Source organism: Corynebacterium sp. HMSC08F01 (assembly GCF_001807545.1).
In the GTDB taxonomy this organism is placed as follows: domain Bacteria; phylum Actinomycetota; class Actinomycetes; order Mycobacteriales; family Mycobacteriaceae; genus Corynebacterium; species Corynebacterium coyleae.
Genome location: NZ_KV789281.1, coordinates 19,929 through 38,903, shown reverse-complemented (window position 1 = coordinate 38,903; position 18,975 = coordinate 19,929). Strand labels below are relative to the sequence as shown.

Sequence of the window (18,975 nt, the reverse complement as noted above, 5' to 3'; positions counted from 1 at the left end):
GGGGGGGGGGAGATGTTCGACACACTTTTTGCGTGAGTTTTTCAAGGGATTTCTTAGCAACCGCGCTAACCGCGTCAAACACTCCCCACCAGCACGTTTACCCCGCTATACAAACGCATGAAAAAGACCCTCTGCGCCGGAATCCCGGGGCAGAGGGTCGTCGCTAAGCAGGGACTCTAGTCGCCGATCTGGTCGCGGCCGCGCTTCACGATCAACGGGTCGGGCTCGCCAACCACGTCGTGGTCCTTGTTCGTGTACTCAAACTTGGACAGAATGTAGCGCATCGCATTCAGGCGGGCGCGCTTCTTGTCGTTGGACTTGATGGTGATCCAGGGGGACTCATCAGTATCCGTGTAGCGGAACTGCTCCTCCTTCGCACGGGTGTAGTCCTCCCACTTATCCAGCGACGCCAAGTCCATCGGCGACAGCTTCCACTGACGCACCGGGTCCACCTGGCGGATAGCAAAGCGGGTGCGCTGCTCCTTCTGGGTCACCGAGAACCAGAACTTGGTCAGCGAAATACCGGAGCCGAGGATCATGTTCTCCAGCATCGGCACCTCACGCAGGAACTCGGCGTGCTGCGACTCGGTGCAGAAACCCATCACACGCTCAACGCCGGAGCGGTTGTACCAGGAACGGTCAAAGAACACGATCTCGCCCGCAGCCGGGAAGTGCTCAATGTAGCGCTGGAAGTACCACGACGTGCTCTCGCGTGGCGACGGCTTCTCCAACGCAACGGTACGAGCACCACGCGGGTTGAGGTGCTCGTTAAAGCGCTTGATGGTGCCACCCTTACCGGCGGCGTCGCGGCCCTCGAAAATAATGATGTGGCGCTGACCAGTATCCTTCGTCCAGTTCTGCCACTTCAGCAGCTCAATCTGGAGCGCGCGCTTCTCATGCTCATACTCATCGCGGGAGAGACGCTCATCGTACGGGTAATTCTCGCGCCACGTCTGAATCGCAGTGCCGTCCGGCATCAGCAGCACCGGATCGTCTTCATCGGTGTCGTCCACAACCCAACCTTCGGTCTGGGCGAGGTCGATCATCGGCAGTTCGTCATCCTTGTGGTCAGCCATACCACTCATTCTATTCCGCTTTGCCTCGCTGCGCTGGGAAAGCCCCCCACTTACAGAAAAATGCCCCGTCGCACGTAGCGACGAGGCACCTCAGAAGTCGGTCTTATGCAACCAGACCAACGAGGTCGGCGAGAGCGCCTGCGAGGACGCCGAAGTTGCCAAGCAGCTCAACGAGAGCGCCCGGGATACGGGTAACCTCAGTAGCGGTGCCGTTCTCAACGCCGAGACCGGTGCCGGAGGAAAGTGCAACCCAGTTGTACAGTGCTTCCATGATGTTTTTCTCCTAGTTAAGAGGTGTGCTTACTTAGCTTCTGCAGCCGGCTTCGGGGTGACCTTCTTGCCGGTCGCCTTCTCAGCGAACGTCAGCAGAGACTCCGGGGTCTTGGTGAAGATCTTCTCGATCGCGGTTGCGAACGTCTTGAAGTCCTTGAGCGCCTTCTGGATGACCTTGAGATCTACAGGCATTACATGCTCCTAAAAGTTAGGTGCCAGTCTGTGTCTGGCTTTACTGACAGGTACTGACACCCATCGGGCGTCAGGGAGTTATTTTGCCATAGGTAACGATTACGTCAAGGGGAACTGCAGAATTGTTTTCAATGCTGACAGATATTTTTCAACACCTCACGTTTACCAAAACGTAACCATATTTCAGCTCTATCGACTACCTGCCCAAATTCAATAAAAGAAGTAAACGTCATATGAATTCGATGACGACTGTATAGACCATTCAGCGCCGAAACCCGCGACGGAAACTCCACAAACCGGAAGTGGATGTGGGGAACTACACCTATTCAGGGGGTCGTCGACAAGCAATTGCGCAAAAGAAAAACGCGCCCCGAAGGACGCGTCTCTCAACAAGCGGGCGTTACATCATGCCCATTGCTTCCGGGTCCATGCCCGGGTTTGCACCAGCCGGCTCCGGCTTGTCAGCCACAACCGCCTCAGTGGTCAGGAACAGCGCGGCGATGGACGCAGCGTTCTGCAGCGCGGAACGGGTCACCTTCGCCGGGTCCGCAATGCCGTTAGCCAGCATGTCGACGTACTCGCCGGTCGCAGCGTTCAGACCCTCGCCATCCGGGAGGTTGGCAACCTTGTCAGCCACCACGCCCGGCTCCAGGCCAGCGTTCAGCGCGATCTGCTTCAGCGGAGCGGACAGGGCCTCGCGGACGATCTTCACGCCCGTCGCCTCGTCACCCTCCAGGCCGAGGTCACCTTCGAGCTCGTTGGCAGCCTGCAGCAGAGCCACGCCGCCACCAGCAACGATGCCCTCCTCCACAGCAGCCTTAGCGTTACGCACAGCATCCTCAATGCGCAGCTTCTGCTCCTTGAGCTCCACCTCAGTAGCAGCGCCAACCTTGATCACCGCAACACCGCCGGCCAGCTTGGCCAGGCGCTCCTGCAGCTTCTCGCGGTCGTAATCGGAGTCGGAGTTCTCAATCTCAGCGCGGATCTGCTTCACACGACCGTCGATCTGCTCCTGCTGACCAGCACCTTGCACGATCGTGGTCTCATCCTTGGTCACCACAACCTTGCGAGCCTGACCCAGCAGCTCAACGCCAGCGGTCTCCAGGGACAGGCCGACCTCTTCGGAGATGACCTGGCCACCAGTCAGGATCGCCAGATCCTGCAGCATTGCCTTGCGACGATCGCCGAAGCCCGGAGCCTTCACAGCCACAGACTTGAAGGTGCCGCGGATCTTGTTCACAACCAGGGTGGACAGGGCTTCGCCCTCAACGTCCTCAGCGATGATCAGCAGCGGCTTGCCGGACTGCATGACCTGCTCCAGCACCGGCACAAGCTCCTTGACGTTGGAGATCTTGCCGGACACCAGCAGGATGTACGGGTCCTCGAGCACGGCCTCGCCGCGCTCCATGTCGGTGGCGAAGTAAGCGGAGATGAAGCCCTTGTCAAAGCGCATACCTTCCGTAACCTCGAGGTCCACACCAAACGTGTTGGACTCCTCGACCGTGATCACGGACTCCTTGTTCACCGCACCGTTGCCAACGGCGTACATTGCCTCGGCGATCTTCTTGCCGATCTCCGGGTCAGAAGCGGAGATACCGGCGGTGGAAGCGATCTCCTCCTGGGTCTCAACTTCCTTCGCCTGATCCAGCAGGTACTTGGATACCTTGTCGGTGGCAGCCTGGATGCCGCGCTTGATACCCATCGGGTTGGAGCCAGCAGCGACGTTGCGCAGGCCCTCGCGCACGAGCGCCTGGGCGAGAACGGTAGCGGTGGTGGTGCCGTCACCGGCGACGTCGTCGGTCTTCTTGGCGACTTCCTTGACCAGTTCCGCACCGATCTTCTCGTACGGATCTTCGAGGTCAATCTCGCGAGCGATGCTCACGCCGTCGTTGGTAATCATCGGAGCGCCCCAAGACTTCTCCAACACCACGTTGCGGCCCTTCGGGCCCAACGTGACCTTCACAGCGTCAGCCAGGGTGTTCAGGCCGGTCTCGAGGCCGCGACGTGCTTCCTCATCAAATGCAATCATCTTTGCCATGTGAGTGTGTCACTCCTTATATATAGGCGTACGTGGACGATCACTCAGTTCGTCGGTGCAAGCAGGCGCCCGCGACGGCACGGCTGACGAGTGGTCTCAGCCTCACCCGCTCTTCTTCGTTTATTTGGCACTCGGTTGAGATGAGTGCCAGCCACATTTTTAGCACTCTCGGGGGTTGAGTGCAAGAGACGCAGGGGCTGGCTCGGTTGCTGCTAGCGTAGTGCCATGACTGACGCACAGAACAGCACAAGCAACAGCACAGCAACCTACGCACCGCAGCGCGACCGGATCTTCGCGGATCTGTCCAAGCTGGTGTCCTTTAACTCCCCGCACTCCACCCCGGCCCTGAAGGACGAGCACGAGGCAGCGTGTGTGTGGACGGTCGAGGCGCTCAAGGACCTCGGCTTTGAAGTCACCCGCTACCCGACGGTGGACGACGCGGACACGATCGTCGCTACGAAGCCAGCGAAGAACGGCATGCCGACGGTGCTGCTGTACTCGCACTACGACGTCGTCCCGGCGAACGACCCGGAGGCGTGGACGAACGACCCGTTCGAGCTGACCGAGCGTGACGGCCGTTGGTACGGGCGTGGCTCGGCGGACTGCAAGGGCAACCTGGCCATGCACCTGGAGGCACTGCGCCTCGTCGAGGAAAACGGCGGCACGGACCTGGGGCTGAAGGTTGTCGTCGAGGGCTCCGAGGAGCTCGGTGGGGATGACGGTCTGGGTAAGTTGATCGTCGACAAGCCTGAGGTGTTTGAGGCGGACGCGATCCTGATCGCAGACTCCGGCAACGTCGCTGTCGGTGTGCCGACGCTGACCACTTCCCTGCGCGGCGGCGCCCAGATCAACGTGACGGTGGAAACGCTCAAGGGCGCGATCCACTCCGGCGGTTTCGGCGGCGCGGCTCCGGATGCGGCGCACGCACTGATGGTCATTGCAACATCGCTTTTCGACGAGCACGGCCGCACCACCATCGACGGCGTGGACACCACCGCGAAGTGGGACGGCGACCCGTACGATCCGGAAACCTTCCGCGGCGACGCGACCGTCCTGGACGGCGTGGAACTGCTGGGCACCGCAGACGATAACCCGGCTGACCTGGTGTGGGCGCGCCCGGCCGTGACCATGATCGGCTTTACCTCCACCCCGGTTGCAGAGGCGATGAACGCGGTGAACCCGCGCGCGGAAGCACAGTTCAACCTGCGCGTCCCGGCTGGCCAGGATTCCGCCAAGGTGGCGGAGAAGATGGTGGAGCACATCAAGGCCCACACCCCGTGGGGCGCCAAGGTGGACGTACAGGTCAGTGGCGTGAATCAGCCGTTTTCTACGGATGTGGAAGCGGAGGCCGTCGCAAAGCTTGGGCAGTGCCTGAAGGACGCATACGGCGCAGACGAGCTGGCTGTCGTAGGCACCGGCGGCTCGATCCCACTGACCATCACCCTGCAGGAGCAGTTCCCCAACGCGGAGATCGCACTGTACGGCGTGGAGGAGCCGCTGTGTGGCATTCACGGTGTTGACGAGTCCGTCGACCCGACCGAGATCGAACATGTGGCCATCGCCGAGGCGATGTTCCTGCAGCAATACGGGAAGTAAGAAAAATTCGCTACAGTGGCAAAAAGACGGCCGCGCCACTGGTGTTGACGCGTTGTATCTTGTTGCCGCGATGAGCAAGTTATTTCTGTGTGAACTGGAAAGCCCCTGAGGTTAGGCGCGCCAACGGTACGACCGACCTCAAAGGAGGGCTGCCAGAAACGTGCTCACGTTACTTCTTGCGCTCACGGCTGCCAGCGCCATCGCCCCGGTGCTGCTGCGCAGCATCGGCCGCTCGGCGTTCGCCCTACTGGCGTTGGTGCCGCTCGGCGGCTTCCTGTGGGTGGTCAAACTCTTCGCCGACGGGGTGTTCCGCGACGGCGGGGAGATCGTTTCCACGTTCACGTGGATGCCATCGACCAACCTCAACTTAGAGTTTCGCCTCGATGCCCTAGCAGCGCTCTTTAGCCTGATCATCCTGGGTGTCGGGGCGCTTGTGTTGTTCTACTGCTGGGGCTACTTCGACTCGAACCCGCGCAGGCTGGCCAAGTTCGGGTTTGAGCTCAGCGCCTTCGCCATGGCCATGTACGGCTTGGTCATCTCGGACAACTTCCTGCTCATGTACGTGTTCTGGGAGTTGACCTCGATCCTGTCGTACATGCTGGTGTCGTATTACGGGGAGCGGGCGACCTCCAGACGCGCAGCCATGCAGGCGCTGATGGTCACCACGATGGGTGGCCTGGCCATGCTGGTGGGCATCAACCTCCTAGGCTTCAACGCCGGCATCTGGCGTCTGTCCGAGGTGTCCCAGATCGCCGACATCGAGGGCACCCCGGCGATCTCCGCGGCAATCGTGCTGATCATGTTGGGTGCGCTGACCAAGTCCGCCCAGGCCCCGTGGCACTTCTGGTTGCCCGGCGCGATGGCGGCGCCGACGCCGGTGTCGGCGTATCTGCACTCGGCGGCGATGGTCAAGGCGGGTATTTATCTCGTCGCTAGGCTTGCGCCCGACATGTCGGCGGTGACCACGTGGCACCTGCTGGTGCTGTCTACGGGTGGGTTCACCATGCTGCTGGGTGGCTGGATGGCGCTGAAGCAGCGCGACCTGAAGCTGGTGCTGGCGTACGGCACGGTGAGCCAGCTGGGCTTCATCATCACGGTGATCGGCGTGGGGTCGCGTGAGGCCGCGATGGCGGGGCTTGCGATCACGTTCGCGCACTCGCTGTTTAAGGCCGCGCTGTTCATGATTGTGGGCACGATCGACCACGCCACCGGCACGCGCGACATCCACGAACTGTCGGGGCTGGGCAAGAAGCAGCCGTTGTTGGCGGGGTTGGCCATTGTGTCGGCTGCGTCGATGGCTGGCATCCCGCCGCTGTTCGGGTTTGTGGCCAAGGAAGCCGCGCTGGAGATGATCCTGCACGAGGAGTTGCTCACCGGTATGCCGGGCAGGATCACGCTGGTAGTGATGGTCGCTGGTTCCATTCTGACCATGGCGTACTCGCTGTACTTCCTGCACGGTGCCTTTGCGACGAAACCAGAGCACGACCGCAAGCCCTCCGAAGCAGTGCGCGACATGCACCGGGTGGGCCCAACGCTGTGGCTCTCCCCCGCCATCCTGACTGCCGGCACGATCGTGTTTGGCATGGTGCCGGCGCTGCTGTCGGACCCGATCAACAACCACCTCGACGCGCGCTTCCCCGACGTGGAAGGCGAAACGCTCGCGCTGTGGCACGGCATCAACGTGCCGCTGATCCTGTCTGCGGTAATCATCACTGCGGGCGCGATCATGTTCTGGCAGCGCGACCTGGTGGCAAAGGCCCAGTTTGAACAGCCCGCGCTTGGTAACGCCAACAGCGTCTACGACACCATCCTGAGCAAGCTGCACCACTGGTCGATGCGCCTGACCGCGTCCACCCAGCGTGGTTCGTTGGCGATCAACCTCGGTGTCATCTTTGCCACGCTGATGGTTGTGCCGCTGGCGGCGCTGATCCTGGGGGCGTCGAACAACATCCGCATGATCGTGTGGGAAAACGTCTGGCAAGGCCTGATCGTGATCATCATGGCGGGCATGGCGTTCTTTGCCACCCTGCAGCGCAACCGCCTGTCTGCCGTGGTCATGGTCGGCATGACCGGCTACTGCCTAGCCATGATCTTCGCGCTGCACGGCGCACCCGACCTGGCGCTGACGCAAGCGCTGGTGGAGACCATCGTGATGGTTATCTTCATGCTGGTGCTGCGCAAGATGCCCACAGAGGTCGAGCCGCGTCACGACGACAACCGTCTCCGCGCCTGGCTCTCCATCGGCACCGGCGTATCAGTGGTGGTCGTGGCCATGACGGCGATGTCCGCGCGCGTCGCCGATCCGATCTCCACAACCATGCCGGAGCTGGCCTACGAGATCGGCCACGGCCGCAACACCGTCAACGTGCTGCTGGTGGACCTGCGTGCCGCCGATACGCTCGGTGAGATCACCGTGCTGGTCATCGCCGCAGTGGGTGTGGCCAGCCTGATCTTCGGCACCGGCAAGTTTGAAACCCAGTCACGCCGCCCGACCCTGCAGACCACAAAGGCCCGCTGGTTGGCCTCCGGCGTGAACGACGAAACCGCACAGAACCGCTCCCTGATGGTGGAGGTTGCCACCCGCATCCTGTTCCCATCGATGATGCTGCTGTCGGCGTACTTCTTCTTCTCCGGCCACAACGCCCCAGGCGGCGGGTTCGCAGGCGGCCTTGTCGCCGCACTCGCGCTCACGCTGCGCTACCTGGCGGGCGGTCGCAAGGAGATCGAAGCAACCCTGCCGGTGCACCCAAGCAAGGTGCTCGCCGCTGGCCTGCTGATGTCCGCCACTGCGGCGGTCGTGCCCATGTTCTTCGGCAACCCGCCACTGACCTCTGGGTACGCCACGTTCAGTCTGCCGCTCATCGGCGAGTTCGACGTCCCATCCGCCCTGCTTTTCGACGCCGGCGTCTACGCCATCGTCGTCGGCCTCATCATGCACGTGCTGGCCTCCATGGGCGCCCACATCGACCTCGAAGAAGAGTCCCGTAAGCAGCGCGCCCGCGACCGCGCCATCGAACTGCAAGAGAAGAACCGCAGGCGCCGCGAACAGCAAAAGCGTGATCGCCTGCAGCGGTTTGATGAGCGGGCGGCGGTGTCGTCGGCAGGGTCGTCGTCGATTAGCAAGAGCTCGGAGAAGTAAATGGAAGCGAACCTGTTCTTACTCATCGGCTCGGGCGTACTCATCGCGTGCGGTGTGTACCTCATGCTGGACAAAGCAATGACGCGCATGATCATGGGCGTGCTGCTCATCGGCAACGGCGCGAACCTGCTGTTGCTGCAATCCGGCGGCCGCGCGGGCTCCCCGCCGATCCTCGGACGCGACTCCGAAGCCGTCGCCGACTCCGCCGACCCGCTGGCGCAGGCGATGATCCTGACCGCCATTGTCATCTCGATGGCCATGGTCGGATTCATGCTTGCGCTCGCATACCGCCAGTACCGCTACCGCACCGACGACGTGGTCGAACGCGACGAAGAGGACCGCGCCATTGCGGTGCGCCCCTCCACGCCGACGGGCGACCGCGACGAAGAGGAAGCGGCCGGCAAGGCTGCCACGGCAGCATCCTTCGAGGAGCCGGTCAAGGCGGTGGACCGTGAAAAATAACCTGTTCGCCCTCGCCGACTGGGCCCTGCCCGCAGTGCCCTACCTGACGGTGCTGATGATTCTGCTGCCGCTCATCTCCGCGGCGTTCATCCTGGTGTTCCGCGGTGTGAACCTGCAGCGCTTCATCGCCCTACTGACCCTGGCCACGCTGACGGTCATGTCGGCGGTGCTGATCATCGTCGCGGACACCCACGGCATCCAAACGGTGCAAATGGGCGGCTGGGAGGCGCCGATCGGGATTACGTTGGTGGCGGACAGGTTGTCGTCGATAATGTTGTTCGTCTCCTCGATCGTGCTGGTCGCGGTGATGTGGTACGGCATCTCCCAAGGCCTGCGCGATGGTGACGACGACGACCCGATCGCCGTGTTCCTCCCCTCCTACATGCTGCTGAGCATGGGCGTGAACCTGTCGTTTTTGGCCGGCGACCTGTTCAACCTGTACGTCGGGTTTGAGATCTTCCTCGTCGCCTCATACGTGCTGCTCACCCTGGGTGCGTCGCCGCAGCGCGTGCGCGCTGGCATCGGTTACGTGATGGTGTCCATGGCGTCGTCGATGGTGTTCCTGTTCGCGCTGGCGCTCGTGTACGCGTCCGTGGGCACCGTGAACATGGCGCAGGCGGGCATCCGCATGGAAGACGTGCCCACCGGCACCAAGGCAGCAATCTTTGCGACGATCCTCATCGCCTTCGGGATCAAAGCCGCCGTCTTTCCCCTGGACGCCTGGCTGCCGGACTCCTACCCCACCGCCGCCTCCATCGTCACCGCCGTGTTCGCAGGCCTTCTGACCAAAGTCGGCGTGTACGCGATCATCCGCATGCGCTCCACCGTATTTACCGACGGATCCCTCGACTCCATGCTCATGTGGGTCGCACTTTTGACCATGATCGTGGGTGTCATGGGCGCGATCGCCCAAAACGACATCAAACGTCTCATGTCCTTTACCCTGGTCAGCCACATCGGCTACATGATCTTCGGCGTGGCCCTCGGATCGGTCGCGGGCCTGTCGGGTGCGATCTTCTACGCCGTGCACCACATTCTGGTGCAGACGTCACTGTTCCTGGTGGTCGGTCTCGTGGAAAGGCAAGCAGGCTCCGCCCAACTGCGACGCCTGGGCTCCCTGCTCTACACCGCACCCGTGATTGGCGTGCTGTACCTCGTCCCGGCGCTCAACCTCGGCGGCATCCCGCCCCTGTCCGGCTTCCTGGGCAAAGTCATGCTCATCCAAGCCGGTGCCGAAGACGGCTCCTGGCTCGCTTGGACCCTCATCGGCGGCGCAGTGGTCACCTCGCTGCTCACCCTGTACGCCATGATGAACGTCTGGTCCAAAGGCTTCCTGCGAGATCGCGCCGACGCCCCCGAAGGCGACGTCGTCCTCGCCCGCCCCGCCAACCTTGCCGAGCGCGGCGAGACCGTCTCTGCCGGCGAACGCGACGACGTCGGCCGCATCCCCGTCGGCATGTTCCTCTCCACCGCACTGCTGGTACTCGCCTCCACGTCGATTACGTTCCTGGCCGGCCCGATCTCCAACATCACCGACCGCGCCGCCCAATCCGCCCAAGACGTCACCATCTACCGCAGCGCAGTACTTATCGACGACCCCACCCACGCCACCCGCAACCTCGACACCTTCACCGAACCCACCGACTCCCACGGCGGGCACGACTCGCTGATGAACCGTCGCAACCAGGAGGTGCGTAACTGATGAGCCTGCTCACCGGTGTAAAAAACCGCATGCGCCCCGCCTCCGTCGCGTGGCTAACCTTCATGTGGGTCCTGCTCATGGGCGAAGTGTCCTGGGGCAACGTCGCCGCCGGCCTCGCCTTAGGCGTCGTCATCGTGCTGGCCCTGCCGCTGCCGCGCGTCCCCCGCAGCGGAAACCGCATCCACTGGCCACGCCTGATGGCCTTCGTCGGCATCTGGCTGTGGGACCTCATCGTCGCCTCCGCCAAAGTGGCCTGGCTCTCGCTGAGGCCCCAACCGCAACCCAAAAACGCGATCCTGCGCGTACCCATGCGCGTCAGCAACGAATTGGTGTTCTACCTGGCCACCTGCGCCTACAACCTGCAGCCCGGCGGCACCGTCACCGACATCGACCTGGCCAACCGCGAATGGACCATCCACGTCCTCGACGCGTCCACCCCGGCCGACATCGAACGCGAAATTGCCAACGTAGCCACCCTGGAACGCCAAATGATCGGGATCTTCGAAAGCAGGAGCAAATGAACGAAACGATCTACAACGTCTTCCTCGCCATAGCCGCCATCTTCATCTTCGCCGGCTTCTTCATCCTCGCCTGGCGAGTCATCGTCGGCCCCGACTCCCTCGACCGCGTCCTAGCTAATGACGGCATCACCGCCTCCCTCCAGTGCGCCCTCGCCCTCTACATCTGCTGGACGTTAGACACCACCGTGGTCAACGTGATGATCGTCATCGCACTCCTCGGCTTCATCGCCTCCCTGTCCGTCGCCCGCTTCCGCAAGAGGGATGGTTCCCTATGATCACCGACATCATCTCCCTGATCTTCATCCTGCCCGGCGCGTTCATGGTCTTCTCCGCCGCCGTCGGCACCGCACGCTTCAACTCCACCCTCGCGCGCGTCCACGCCATCACCAAACCCCAAACCACCGGGCTCGTGCTGTTCATGATCGGCACCATCATCCGAGTCACCACCGCCGAAGACTTCGGCGTCCACGAAAAAGGCGACATCGGCATCATGATCCTGCTGGTGCTGTTCGCCCTGATGACCAACCCCGTCACCGGCCAACGCCTCGGCCGCATCGCCCGACGCGAAGGCCTCTACGGCGAAGACGGCCAATTCACCCGCAACGACCGCCCCGCCAGCTACCACCCCAAGCGCATCAACCCCAACAAGCCCACCGAAACCGAACGGCCGGCGGGCTAAGGGCTGGCTGCTACGGCGCTACGGCGTGAGTTCCCACATTTCGTCGCAGGTCGCGTCCACAACCGCCTTCCAATCACCCGTGCGCTGGTAAATCTCCCGCTGGCGCTGGTAGCCGGCGCCACGCTCGACGATCTCGCCGACCAGCCGTAGCTCGTCGAGGCAGTTGAGGTCTTGGGCCGTGGGCGTGAGTTCGTCGATAAGCAATTGCAGCTCGTGCTTAATCCAGTCCTCGTCCGTATCGCGGCTAGTGATCACGAGCGCGTCCATGCCATAGCGAGCGCCGCGCCACTTATTCTCCGCGACGTGCCACTGCTGCAGGGTGGGCAGGGACTCGCCGCGATCCAACATGCGGTCGTAGTGGACCACGAGACAGTGCGTGAGCGCCACGACCGCGGCGAGCTCGCGCAGGTTAGACGTGGCATCCGAAATGCGAACCTCGATCGTGCCCCACTTCGCGGCCGGGCGGACATCGAAATGCATCGAACCCGTGTGATTAATCACGCCCGAAGTCTGTTGATCGCGCATAAACGCAACCCACTCATCCCAATCCTGGAACTGATACGGCATACCCGCGGTGGGAAGCTGCTGGTAAAGCATCGTGCGGTTCGAAGCGTAACCCGTATCGATACCGTCCCAACCCGGGCTCGAGGCGCTTATCGCGAGCAGGTGCGGGTACTTCGTCATCACCGCATTAATGATCGGCCACACCTTGTCCTCATGACTGATCCCAATGTGGCAGTGGATACCCCACAACAACATGTGCTGACCCCAATACTGGGTGCGATCCGCGATCTCCTGATACGTGTTCTTCGGACTCAGCGGATTCGTGCGGAAATCCGAAAACGGGTGGCCGCCGCTCGCCCACAGGCGGAGGTTCTTCTCATCCGCGACCTCCTTGATCGCTTTGAGGTCGCGCTGAAGGGCGTCGACCGCCTCCCTGGTATTCGTGCAGATCGGCGTGACAAGCTCGATCGTGTTCTGCAGAAACTCCGGCTCCAGGTGCACGTCCGGATTGCGCTTCTGCACCTCCTCGATCACCTCAGCCGCACGCGGCACAAGGTCGCGCGTTTCCGGGTCGACGAGACAAATCTCCCACTCGACACCGAGGGTAGGGGCGGCCGACCTGGCAAAATCGCGAAACGGATCCATAGTCAGCCAGCCTAACCGCTTCGGTTCCCGGGACTGGCATGGCGAAGCGGTTTATATGCGGGGCGGTGCTGTTGGGGTTCCGCCTTCCACACAGATGGTGAGGACGCAACGGAGAGCTGGCCGATTTTTGGCCATCTTCACCCTTGCATTCTCACCATGTGGAGGTCGGGTGCCGGTGTGGTGTCGTCGCAAAGCTAAACGGCGCCTCCTACACGGCATATTTCGCTAATCTTCGACGAAATGCACCGTGTAGGAGGCGCCGTTTGGAGGCTAAAACTAGCCGGCGAGGACGACCGCGACCGCACTGCGGTTATTCGCGGCCTGCTCCGGAAGGCCGACGGCGCCCTCCGGGATGTCATTCTTGGCGCGGGCGGTGCCACCGACGCGGCGGGCGATGTCGGCAGCGACCTGCTCAGCACCCGGGGTGGCCGGGTCGAAGAACACGTAGGTCTCCGGGAAGATGCCGTACTGCTGCTCAGGCATGTTCATCGTCGCAGCGTCCTGGGACTGATTAGCGACGTTGAACTGACCCTTAAGCTGGTCCGCCGTGCGATTAGCCAGGTCAGCGATGCCGGAGTTGTTGTAGACGAAGACCTGCGCGCTCGCATTGTCGAGCTGCGCGCCCTGCGGGGCCGGAGCCGGAGCCGGAGCCGGGGTCTCGGCGTTCGGGTCTTGCGCGTTGGGGTCCTGGGCCTGGTCGCCTTCGCGCTGTTCGGCGTTCGGGTCCTGCGGCGAGTTCGGGTCCTGGGAGGCGTTGGGATCCTGGGTGCCCTGGCCCTGGCCCTCGCCAGGCTGGGCCGCGGATGGGGCGGCCTCAGCGGTAGCGGAGGTGGAGGTTTCGGACGAGGCGGAGGATGCGGCGTTGTTGTCGCCGCCCTTCTGAGTCATCGCCCACAGTGCCCAGAGCAGCAGCAACGCAGCAACGGCGATAAGGATCATGGCGAGGCCACGGCGGGGCAGGCCGCCCTGGGCAGCGGCGCCCGCGCCAGCACCGGCACCAGCAGCGCCAGCGGTGACGGCGGTCGAGCCGGCACCAGCGCCTGCACCGGCACCGGCACCGGCACCGGCACCGGCGGCGTAGCCTGCGTACGCCTCGTCGTAGGCCTCGTCATAGTCATAGTCGGCGTCGTCGTCGCGACGGTGCGCGCCGCGGTATTCCTCGGCGGGTGCGTCGGTGGGGGTGTCGTCGATAATTTCGGCGTCGAAGGGCTCGTCGCCCACGTTGTCGTAGCGGGGGTCGTTGCCATACTGATCTTTAGTCACAGCAGCAACAATAGCCACACCTGGTGGGGGAAGGGAGGCAACACACCGGGTTAGGCGTCGCGAAGCCTTTGCAATCGCCGCACCAACTGAGGCTCCGCCGCGAGCGCATCCGGATTATCCAAAAGGACGTTCAGGCGCTGGTAGTAGCGGATCGGCGTCATGCCAAGTTCGGCACGGATAGCGTCCTCGCGCTTGCCGAGGGACCGCGGGGCGCGCGCGGCGAAACGGAGCACGGCGAGGTCGGTGTCGGAAAGCATGCCTAATATATTGGCATGACCATCCGACCCATCGTTATCCACGGCGACCCTGTGCTGCACGAACCGACCAAACAGGTCACGCAGCCCGTTGAGGAACTGCAGGAACTCATCGCCGACATGCACGAAACCATGGACGCCGCCCACGGCGTGGGCCTGGCCGCCAACCAGATTGGTGTGCCGCTGCGCCTGTTCGTTTACCACTGCCCCGACGGCGACACCATGCGCCGCGGCACCGTGATCAACCCGGTGCTGGAAACGTCCGAGATCCCGAAGACAATGCCTAGCGACGACGGCGAGGACGACGAAGGCTGCCTCTCCGTCCCGGGCTACTCCTGGCCGACCGGCCGCGCCGACTGGGCCAAGGTCACCGGCCTGGACGAGAACGGCAACGAGATCGAGGTGGAGGGCACCGGCTTCTTCGCCCGCTGCCTGCAGCACGAGGTCGGCCACCTGGACGGCTTCCTGTACACCGACGTGCTCACCGGCCGTTACAAGAAGGAAGCGAAGCGCGAGATCCGCGACAAGGGCTGGCGCGAGCCGGGCAACACGTGGCTTCCAGGCACCGACGAGGATCCGTTCGGCCACTAACGCGGTATGATGTGCGGGACTGTCTATTTTTCCGGAGGCACACATGCGCATCCCCGCCGTCATCGCCGCGACTGCGATCACGCTGACCACTCCCGCTGCGCCCGAAACGCCGCTCGAGCAGCTGCTTAGCGACGTCACCGAGACCCGCACCACCTCCCTCACCGCACTTAAGGAAGCGGATGGGGAGGACGAGGTCCGCGAGATCCTCACCGATTGGCGCAAGAACCTCATCGAGGCCGCCGACGACCTTGAGGAGCTCCGCGAGGACGCCGGCGACCTGACCGACGAGGAAGAAGCCGAGTTCGACGAGGCAGCCGACGCCCTCAAGGCCGAGCGCGCCGGCGTGCGTAAGTTGCGCTCAGAGCTTTTACTTAACGACGACACCGTCGTCCTCCCCTCCGCCCTCAAGGGCCTCGACGGCATCTTGGGCACCACCGCCTTCGACGCCTTCGAGCGCTCCGAGAACGGCGACGCCCGCATCATCTACGGCATCCCGGGCGGCAAGGAAGAGGCTGCCGCGTCGGAGGATGCGACTGCGGAGAAGGCTGGCGAGAAGGCTTCGGAGAAGGCTGCTGTTCCGGCAACCACGGTGTCGACCACCCCGAAGACCACCGAGCCGAGCAGCAAGGCGCCGAAGACGTCTGAGTCGCTGAGCCTGCGCGCCGAGCGGATGCAGGACAACACCACCACCTCGGAGACCACTGAGTCCACCACCAGCGAGACGACCACGACGAACACGTCGTCCGGCACCGAGACCACAACCACCACGACCGGTACGACTACCGGGCAGACCACAACCTCCGGCACTTCGTCGAGCACGACGTCCAGCGCGACCGCCACGACCTCGTCGTCTTCGTCTTCCTCTTCGTCGACGACGTCGGCGTCGGTGCTGCAGAACCGCACCACCTCGGCAACGTCGAGCACGACGCGTTCGACCACGTCCTCCTCGAGCACCTCGCGCACCACGACCAGCACCGAAGATGAGCGCGACGGCGACCTCGCCGACACCGGCACCCCGATGCGTGGCCTGATCGGCCTGGGCGTGCTCGCGCTGCTGGCCGGTGTGGCGTTTATGTTGCCGGGTGCGGGTAGGGCTCGTCGATAAGAAAAGCGCGAGAAGTACAGCATATGTCGCGTATTTTCCGCTCGGATGACGTCGTGGTGGGGGACCGCGTCGTGGTCAGACAGCGGCGCGGCGAGCACGCCAGCGACATCATCGGGCACGTCGTGTCGCTCGACCCGCTGGTGGTGCGGCCGCAGGAGGTGGGTGGCTTCCCGTCCTCGAAAGAGGCGATCGAGGTGGCCAACGTGCACATCATTAAGAAACTGTCGGCGAGAACGGTGCGCAACTCCGAAATCCGCGCGCTGGAACGCCGCATTGCCGACGACATCCCCACCACCGAAGAAGCCTGGGCCGAAGGCTGGCTTATGCGCACCGGCGAGACCGACGAGGCGAACTCGGCCGTACCGCTCGGACCGTCGGCGGGCCTGCAACCCGTACCTATCGACGCCATCCGCGCCTTCTACCGCGAACGCAACCTGCCAGTACGGCTTATGATCCCGGAGCGGATCGGCAAACCCGCACTGAAACTTCTCACCGACGAATGGACGCTCGCGGAAGAGCAGGTGGCGTGGGTGGATGGTGAGGGGTACGGGGTGTCGTCGATTAGCAATGTGCCCGAGGGGGCGCTCGAACATCACCGTCGGCGGCTGGCGCTAGGCTAGGCGCATGCGAATCGCCACCTGGAACGTCAACTCCGTGCGCACCCGCGCGGAACGCATCGCCGCATTCCTCGAACGCAACGACGTAGACGTACTCGCGATGCAGGAAACCAAAACCGCAGACGCAACATTCCCCTACGCCACCTTCGAAGCCGCAGGCTACGAGGTCGCGCACGTGGGCGTGAACCAGTGGAACGGCGTGGCCATCGCCTCCCGAGTGGGGTTGGACAACGTGCGCGACCACTTCGACGGCCAACCCGCATTTGCGAAGAAAGGCGAACCGAAGGTGGAAGCGCGCGCGGTCGGCGCCGACTGCGGCGGCGTGGAAGTGTGGAGCCTGTACGTGCCCAACGGCCGCGAGATCGGCGACCCGCACTACGACTACAAACTGCAATTCCTGTGGTCCCTGGCGGAGTCCGTGCGCCCCGGAGACCTGCAGGTGTTCATGGGCGACTTCAACGTCGCACCCCGCGACGAAGACGTATGGGACGTCGCCTGGTTCGAAGGCAAAACCCACGTCACCGAACCCGAACGCGCCGCGTTCCAGATGCTGCTGGAGGCGGGGCTGTACGAAATTCGTCACGACGACCCCTACACCTTCTGGGACTACAAATCCGCGCGGTTCCAACACAACGAAGGCATGCTTATCGACTTCCAACTCGCCACCGCACCCATGCGCGACCTGCTCAAACGCGCCTGGGTGGACGTCGACGAACGCCGCGGCAAGGGTGCCTCCGACCACGCACCCGTGATCGTCGATTACGACACGCGCGGCCTCTCCTATAATGAGGTCCGATGAATATCGACCTCGGATGGTGGCAATTCGCGGCGATGGTCCTCGACTACGCCATCAAATTCGTCATGATCGGTGTGGTGCCGGGCGGGCGCAAACCGTCGTCGGCAAACGCGTGGCTTTTGCTCATCCTGCTGCTGCCCGTCGTCGGGCTGCCGCTGTACCTCCTCATGGGCTCCACGTTCGTGTCGCGACGCCGCCACCGCATCCAAGTTGAAGCACGCCGACACATCGACGACACCAACCTCAACGTCGCCGACTTCCCCGCCGACGTACCCCTGCCCGACGTCACCACCTCCATCGTGCGCCTCAACCGCACCCTCACCGGCTACCCCGCCGTCCACGCCGACGTACGCGCACTCTGGACCGACTACCGCAAAACGATGCACCGCATGGCATCGCTCATCGACGACGCCACCTCCCACGTCAACATCGAAATCTACGCCGTAGCCTGGGACGACACCACCGACGTCGTCTTCCGCGCCATCGAACGAGCCGTCGCCCGCGGCGTCCACGTCCGCCTCCTCTTCGACCACATCGGCAGCCAAAAATACCCCGGGTTCCGGAAACTGAAACGCCGACTGACCGAAATCGGCGTCGACTGGCACATGATGCTGCCACTCGCCCCACTCCGCGGCCGCTGGCGCCGCCCCGACCTACGCAACCACCGCAAACTCCTCGTCGTCGACTCACGCGTAGCCATGCTCGGATCCTTCAACCTCATCGACCGCTCCTACCTCGTCCGCCAACACCGCCGCGCCGGCCGCCAATGGGTCGACGCGTTTGTCGAACTCGAAGGCCCCATCGTCGCGTCCGCCGACTCCATGTTCGCCACAGACTGGTACACCGAATCTGGCGAGGTGATAGAGCAGGCGCCGGTGAGGGAGTCGTCGACAAGCAATGGCGTGCTCCAACTCGTCCCCTCAGGACCCGGATACCTCACCGAGCCGAACCTGCGCATGTTCGTGTCCATGATCCACAACGCAAAAACGCACGTCACGCTCTGTTCGCCCTACTTCGTACCCGACGACTCGCTGCTGGAAGCCATCACCTCCGCCTGCTACCGCGGCGTACACGTCGACCTCCTCGTCAGCGCCAAATCCGACCAATTCATGGTCCAACACGCCCAATCCGCCTACTACGAACAACTCCTCAAAGCCGGCGTGCGCATCTGGGAATTCCCCGCGCCATTCGTGCTCCACACCAAGTTCGTACTTATCGACGACGGCCTCCCCGGCTCCTCCGCCGTCGTCGGATCCTCCAACATGGACATCCGCTCCTTCAGCCTCAACTACGAATCCTCCCTCTTCGTCGCCTCCGGGACGCTGCTGCACATGCTGTCCGAACTCGGCGCGTGTTATCTAGCCGTGTCGCGGGAGCTTACTTTGGAGCGGTGGGATCAGCGGCCCTGGTACAGGCGCTACATCGACAACGTGATGAAACTGACCTCCGCCCTGCAGTAGGGGTGTGTGGGCTGGGTGCGTGGGGTGGCTGGGTGGCTGGGCGGCCTGCCCCAGCCCGGCCC

At 63.3% G+C, this 18,975-nt stretch carries 19 protein-coding genes; 12 read left to right on the top strand and 7 right to left on the bottom strand.

Features of this window, described 5'->3' with window-relative positions; all coding sequences use genetic code 11:
* Positions 1-176 precede the first annotated feature (176 nt).
* From ppk2 to groL, 4 genes are all read right to left on the bottom strand, one after another.
* Positions 177-1,076, bottom strand: coding sequence for a polyphosphate kinase 2 (ppk2, locus tag HMPREF3171_RS01250; RefSeq protein ID WP_070422455.1), 900 nt, complete (start codon positions 1,074-1,076; stop codon positions 177-179).
* Between the two features lie 103 nt (positions 1,077-1,179).
* Positions 1,180-1,347, bottom strand: a complete 168-nt coding sequence (locus tag HMPREF3171_RS12015; RefSeq protein WP_167594467.1) for a hypothetical protein — start codon at positions 1,345-1,347, stop codon at positions 1,180-1,182.
* 29 nt (positions 1,348-1,376) lie between these two features.
* Positions 1,377-1,541: a hypothetical protein gene (locus tag HMPREF3171_RS12010; protein WP_167617019.1), complete on the bottom strand. Its 165-nt coding sequence runs from the start codon at positions 1,539-1,541 to the stop codon at positions 1,377-1,379.
* A gap of 400 nt (positions 1,542-1,941) precedes the next feature.
* A complete protein-coding gene (gene groL, locus HMPREF3171_RS01245) occupies positions 1,942-3,579 on the bottom strand; it encodes a chaperonin GroEL (protein WP_070422454.1) in 1,638 nt (545 codons plus the stop codon).
* A 225-nt stretch (positions 3,580-3,804) separates the two neighbouring features.
* Between groL and HMPREF3171_RS01240 the strand changes: the two genes are divergently transcribed.
* The 7 genes from HMPREF3171_RS01240 (at position 3,805) to HMPREF3171_RS01210 (ending at position 11,678) form a co-directional block, all read left to right on the top strand.
* Positions 3,805-5,175, top strand: a complete 1,371-nt coding sequence (locus HMPREF3171_RS01240; protein ID WP_070482327.1) for a dipeptidase — start codon at positions 3,805-3,807, stop codon at positions 5,173-5,175.
* A 160-nt stretch (positions 5,176-5,335) separates the two neighbouring features.
* Positions 5,336-8,314: a Na+/H+ antiporter subunit A gene (locus HMPREF3171_RS01235; protein ID WP_070482325.1), complete on the top strand. Its 2,979-nt coding sequence runs from the start codon at positions 5,336-5,338 to the stop codon at positions 8,312-8,314.
* Positions 8,315-8,776 carry a Na(+)/H(+) antiporter subunit C gene (locus HMPREF3171_RS01230; RefSeq protein WP_070482323.1) on the top strand — a complete coding sequence of 154 codons (462 nt, stop codon included), beginning with the start codon at positions 8,315-8,317 and terminating at the stop codon, positions 8,774-8,776.
* Entirely contained in the window at positions 8,766-10,478 is a 1,713-nt protein-coding gene (locus HMPREF3171_RS01225) for a Na+/H+ antiporter subunit D (RefSeq protein ID WP_083291897.1), read from the top strand. The genes HMPREF3171_RS01230 and HMPREF3171_RS01225 overlap by 11 nt, the downstream gene beginning before the upstream one ends.
* Positions 10,478-10,999 (top strand): Na+/H+ antiporter subunit E, encoded by a 522-nt coding sequence (locus tag HMPREF3171_RS01220; RefSeq protein WP_246815289.1) that lies wholly within the window; start codon positions 10,478-10,480, stop codon positions 10,997-10,999. Before HMPREF3171_RS01225 ends, HMPREF3171_RS01220 begins: the two co-directional genes overlap by 1 nt.
* Positions 10,996-11,274 carry a monovalent cation/H+ antiporter complex subunit F gene (locus tag HMPREF3171_RS01215; protein ID WP_070422450.1) on the top strand — a complete coding sequence of 93 codons (279 nt, stop codon included), beginning with the start codon at positions 10,996-10,998 and terminating at the stop codon, positions 11,272-11,274. The genes HMPREF3171_RS01220 and HMPREF3171_RS01215 overlap by 4 nt, the downstream gene beginning before the upstream one ends.
* Positions 11,271-11,678, top strand: a complete 408-nt coding sequence (locus HMPREF3171_RS01210; protein WP_070482321.1) for a monovalent cation/H(+) antiporter subunit G — start codon at positions 11,271-11,273, stop codon at positions 11,676-11,678. The genes HMPREF3171_RS01215 and HMPREF3171_RS01210 overlap by 4 nt, the downstream gene beginning before the upstream one ends.
* An 18-nt stretch (positions 11,679-11,696) precedes the next feature.
* Here HMPREF3171_RS01210 and HMPREF3171_RS01205 read toward each other — a convergent pair whose 3' ends face one another.
* The 3 genes from HMPREF3171_RS01205 to HMPREF3171_RS01195 form a co-directional block, all read right to left on the bottom strand.
* On the bottom strand, positions 11,697-12,827 hold the full coding sequence (locus HMPREF3171_RS01205; protein ID WP_070482319.1) for a glutamate--cysteine ligase: 1,131 nt from the start codon (positions 12,825-12,827) through the stop codon (positions 11,697-11,699).
* A gap of 276 nt (positions 12,828-13,103) precedes the next feature.
* Positions 13,104-14,090, bottom strand: coding sequence for a LytR C-terminal domain-containing protein (locus tag HMPREF3171_RS01200; RefSeq protein WP_210385591.1), 987 nt, complete (start codon positions 14,088-14,090; stop codon positions 13,104-13,106).
* Between the two features lie 50 nt (positions 14,091-14,140).
* Positions 14,141-14,347, bottom strand: a complete 207-nt coding sequence (locus HMPREF3171_RS01195; RefSeq protein WP_070452809.1) for a DUF3263 domain-containing protein — start codon at positions 14,345-14,347, stop codon at positions 14,141-14,143.
* A gap of 15 nt (positions 14,348-14,362) precedes the next feature.
* Here HMPREF3171_RS01195 and HMPREF3171_RS01190 point away from each other — a divergent pair, with 15 nt between their 5' ends.
* The 5 genes from HMPREF3171_RS01190 to cls are packed head-to-tail and all read left to right on the top strand — an operon-like array spanning position 14,363 to position 18,913.
* Positions 14,363-14,935, top strand: coding sequence for a peptide deformylase (locus HMPREF3171_RS01190; protein ID WP_070422445.1), 573 nt, complete (start codon positions 14,363-14,365; stop codon positions 14,933-14,935).
* Positions 14,936-14,978: 43 nt separating this feature from the next.
* Positions 14,979-16,040 carry a hypothetical protein gene (locus HMPREF3171_RS01185; protein WP_070482315.1) on the top strand — a complete coding sequence of 354 codons (1,062 nt, stop codon included), beginning with the start codon at positions 14,979-14,981 and terminating at the stop codon, positions 16,038-16,040.
* A 23-nt stretch (positions 16,041-16,063) separates the two neighbouring features.
* Positions 16,064-16,660, top strand: a complete 597-nt coding sequence (locus HMPREF3171_RS01180) for a GNAT family N-acetyltransferase, cg3035/Rv0428c family (protein WP_070482313.1) — start codon at positions 16,064-16,066, stop codon at positions 16,658-16,660.
* 4 nt (positions 16,661-16,664) lie between these two features.
* On the top strand, positions 16,665-17,456 hold the full coding sequence (locus HMPREF3171_RS01175) for an exodeoxyribonuclease III (protein ID WP_070482311.1): 792 nt from the start codon (positions 16,665-16,667) through the stop codon (positions 17,454-17,456).
* Positions 17,453-18,913: a cardiolipin synthase gene (cls, locus tag HMPREF3171_RS01170; RefSeq protein ID WP_070482310.1), complete on the top strand. Its 1,461-nt coding sequence runs from the start codon at positions 17,453-17,455 to the stop codon at positions 18,911-18,913. Before HMPREF3171_RS01175 ends, cls begins: the two co-directional genes overlap by 4 nt.
* Positions 18,914-18,975 lie beyond the last annotated feature (62 nt).

Coding starts and splice junctions, on each gene's coding strand:
- HMPREF3171_RS01230 (WP_070482323.1), top strand. CDS start 8,315: ATGGAAGCGAACCTGTTCTTACTCATCGGCTCGGGCGTACTCATCGCG.
- HMPREF3171_RS01240 (WP_070482327.1), top strand. CDS start 3,805: ATGACTGACGCACAGAACAGCACAAGCAACAGCACAGCAACCTACGCA.
- cls (WP_070482310.1), top strand. CDS start 17,453: ATGAATATCGACCTCGGATGGTGGCAATTCGCGGCGATGGTCCTCGAC.
- groL (WP_070422454.1), bottom strand. CDS start 3,579: ATGGCAAAGATGATTGCATTTGATGAGGAAGCACGTCGCGGCCTCGAG.
- HMPREF3171_RS01185 (WP_070482315.1), top strand. CDS start 14,979: ATGCGCATCCCCGCCGTCATCGCCGCGACTGCGATCACGCTGACCACT.
- HMPREF3171_RS01220 (WP_246815289.1), top strand. CDS start 10,478: ATGAGCCTGCTCACCGGTGTAAAAAACCGCATGCGCCCCGCCTCCGTC.
- HMPREF3171_RS12015 (WP_167594467.1), bottom strand. CDS start 1,347: ATGGAAGCACTGTACAACTGGGTTGCACTTTCCTCCGGCACCGGTCTC.
- HMPREF3171_RS01180 (WP_070482313.1), top strand. CDS start 16,064: ATGTCGCGTATTTTCCGCTCGGATGACGTCGTGGTGGGGGACCGCGTC.
- HMPREF3171_RS01190 (WP_070422445.1), top strand. CDS start 14,363: ATGACCATCCGACCCATCGTTATCCACGGCGACCCTGTGCTGCACGAA.
- HMPREF3171_RS01205 (WP_070482319.1), bottom strand. CDS start 12,827: ATGGATCCGTTTCGCGATTTTGCCAGGTCGGCCGCCCCTACCCTCGGT.
- HMPREF3171_RS01195 (WP_070452809.1), bottom strand. CDS start 14,347: ATGCTTTCCGACACCGACCTCGCCGTGCTCCGTTTCGCCGCGCGCGCC.
- ppk2 (WP_070422455.1), bottom strand. CDS start 1,076: ATGGCTGACCACAAGGATGACGAACTGCCGATGATCGACCTCGCCCAG.
- HMPREF3171_RS01210 (WP_070482321.1), top strand. CDS start 11,271: ATGATCACCGACATCATCTCCCTGATCTTCATCCTGCCCGGCGCGTTC.
- HMPREF3171_RS01175 (WP_070482311.1), top strand. CDS start 16,665: ATGCGAATCGCCACCTGGAACGTCAACTCCGTGCGCACCCGCGCGGAA.
- HMPREF3171_RS01215 (WP_070422450.1), top strand. CDS start 10,996: ATGAACGAAACGATCTACAACGTCTTCCTCGCCATAGCCGCCATCTTC.
- HMPREF3171_RS12010 (WP_167617019.1), bottom strand. CDS start 1,541: ATGCCTGTAGATCTCAAGGTCATCCAGAAGGCGCTCAAGGACTTCAAG.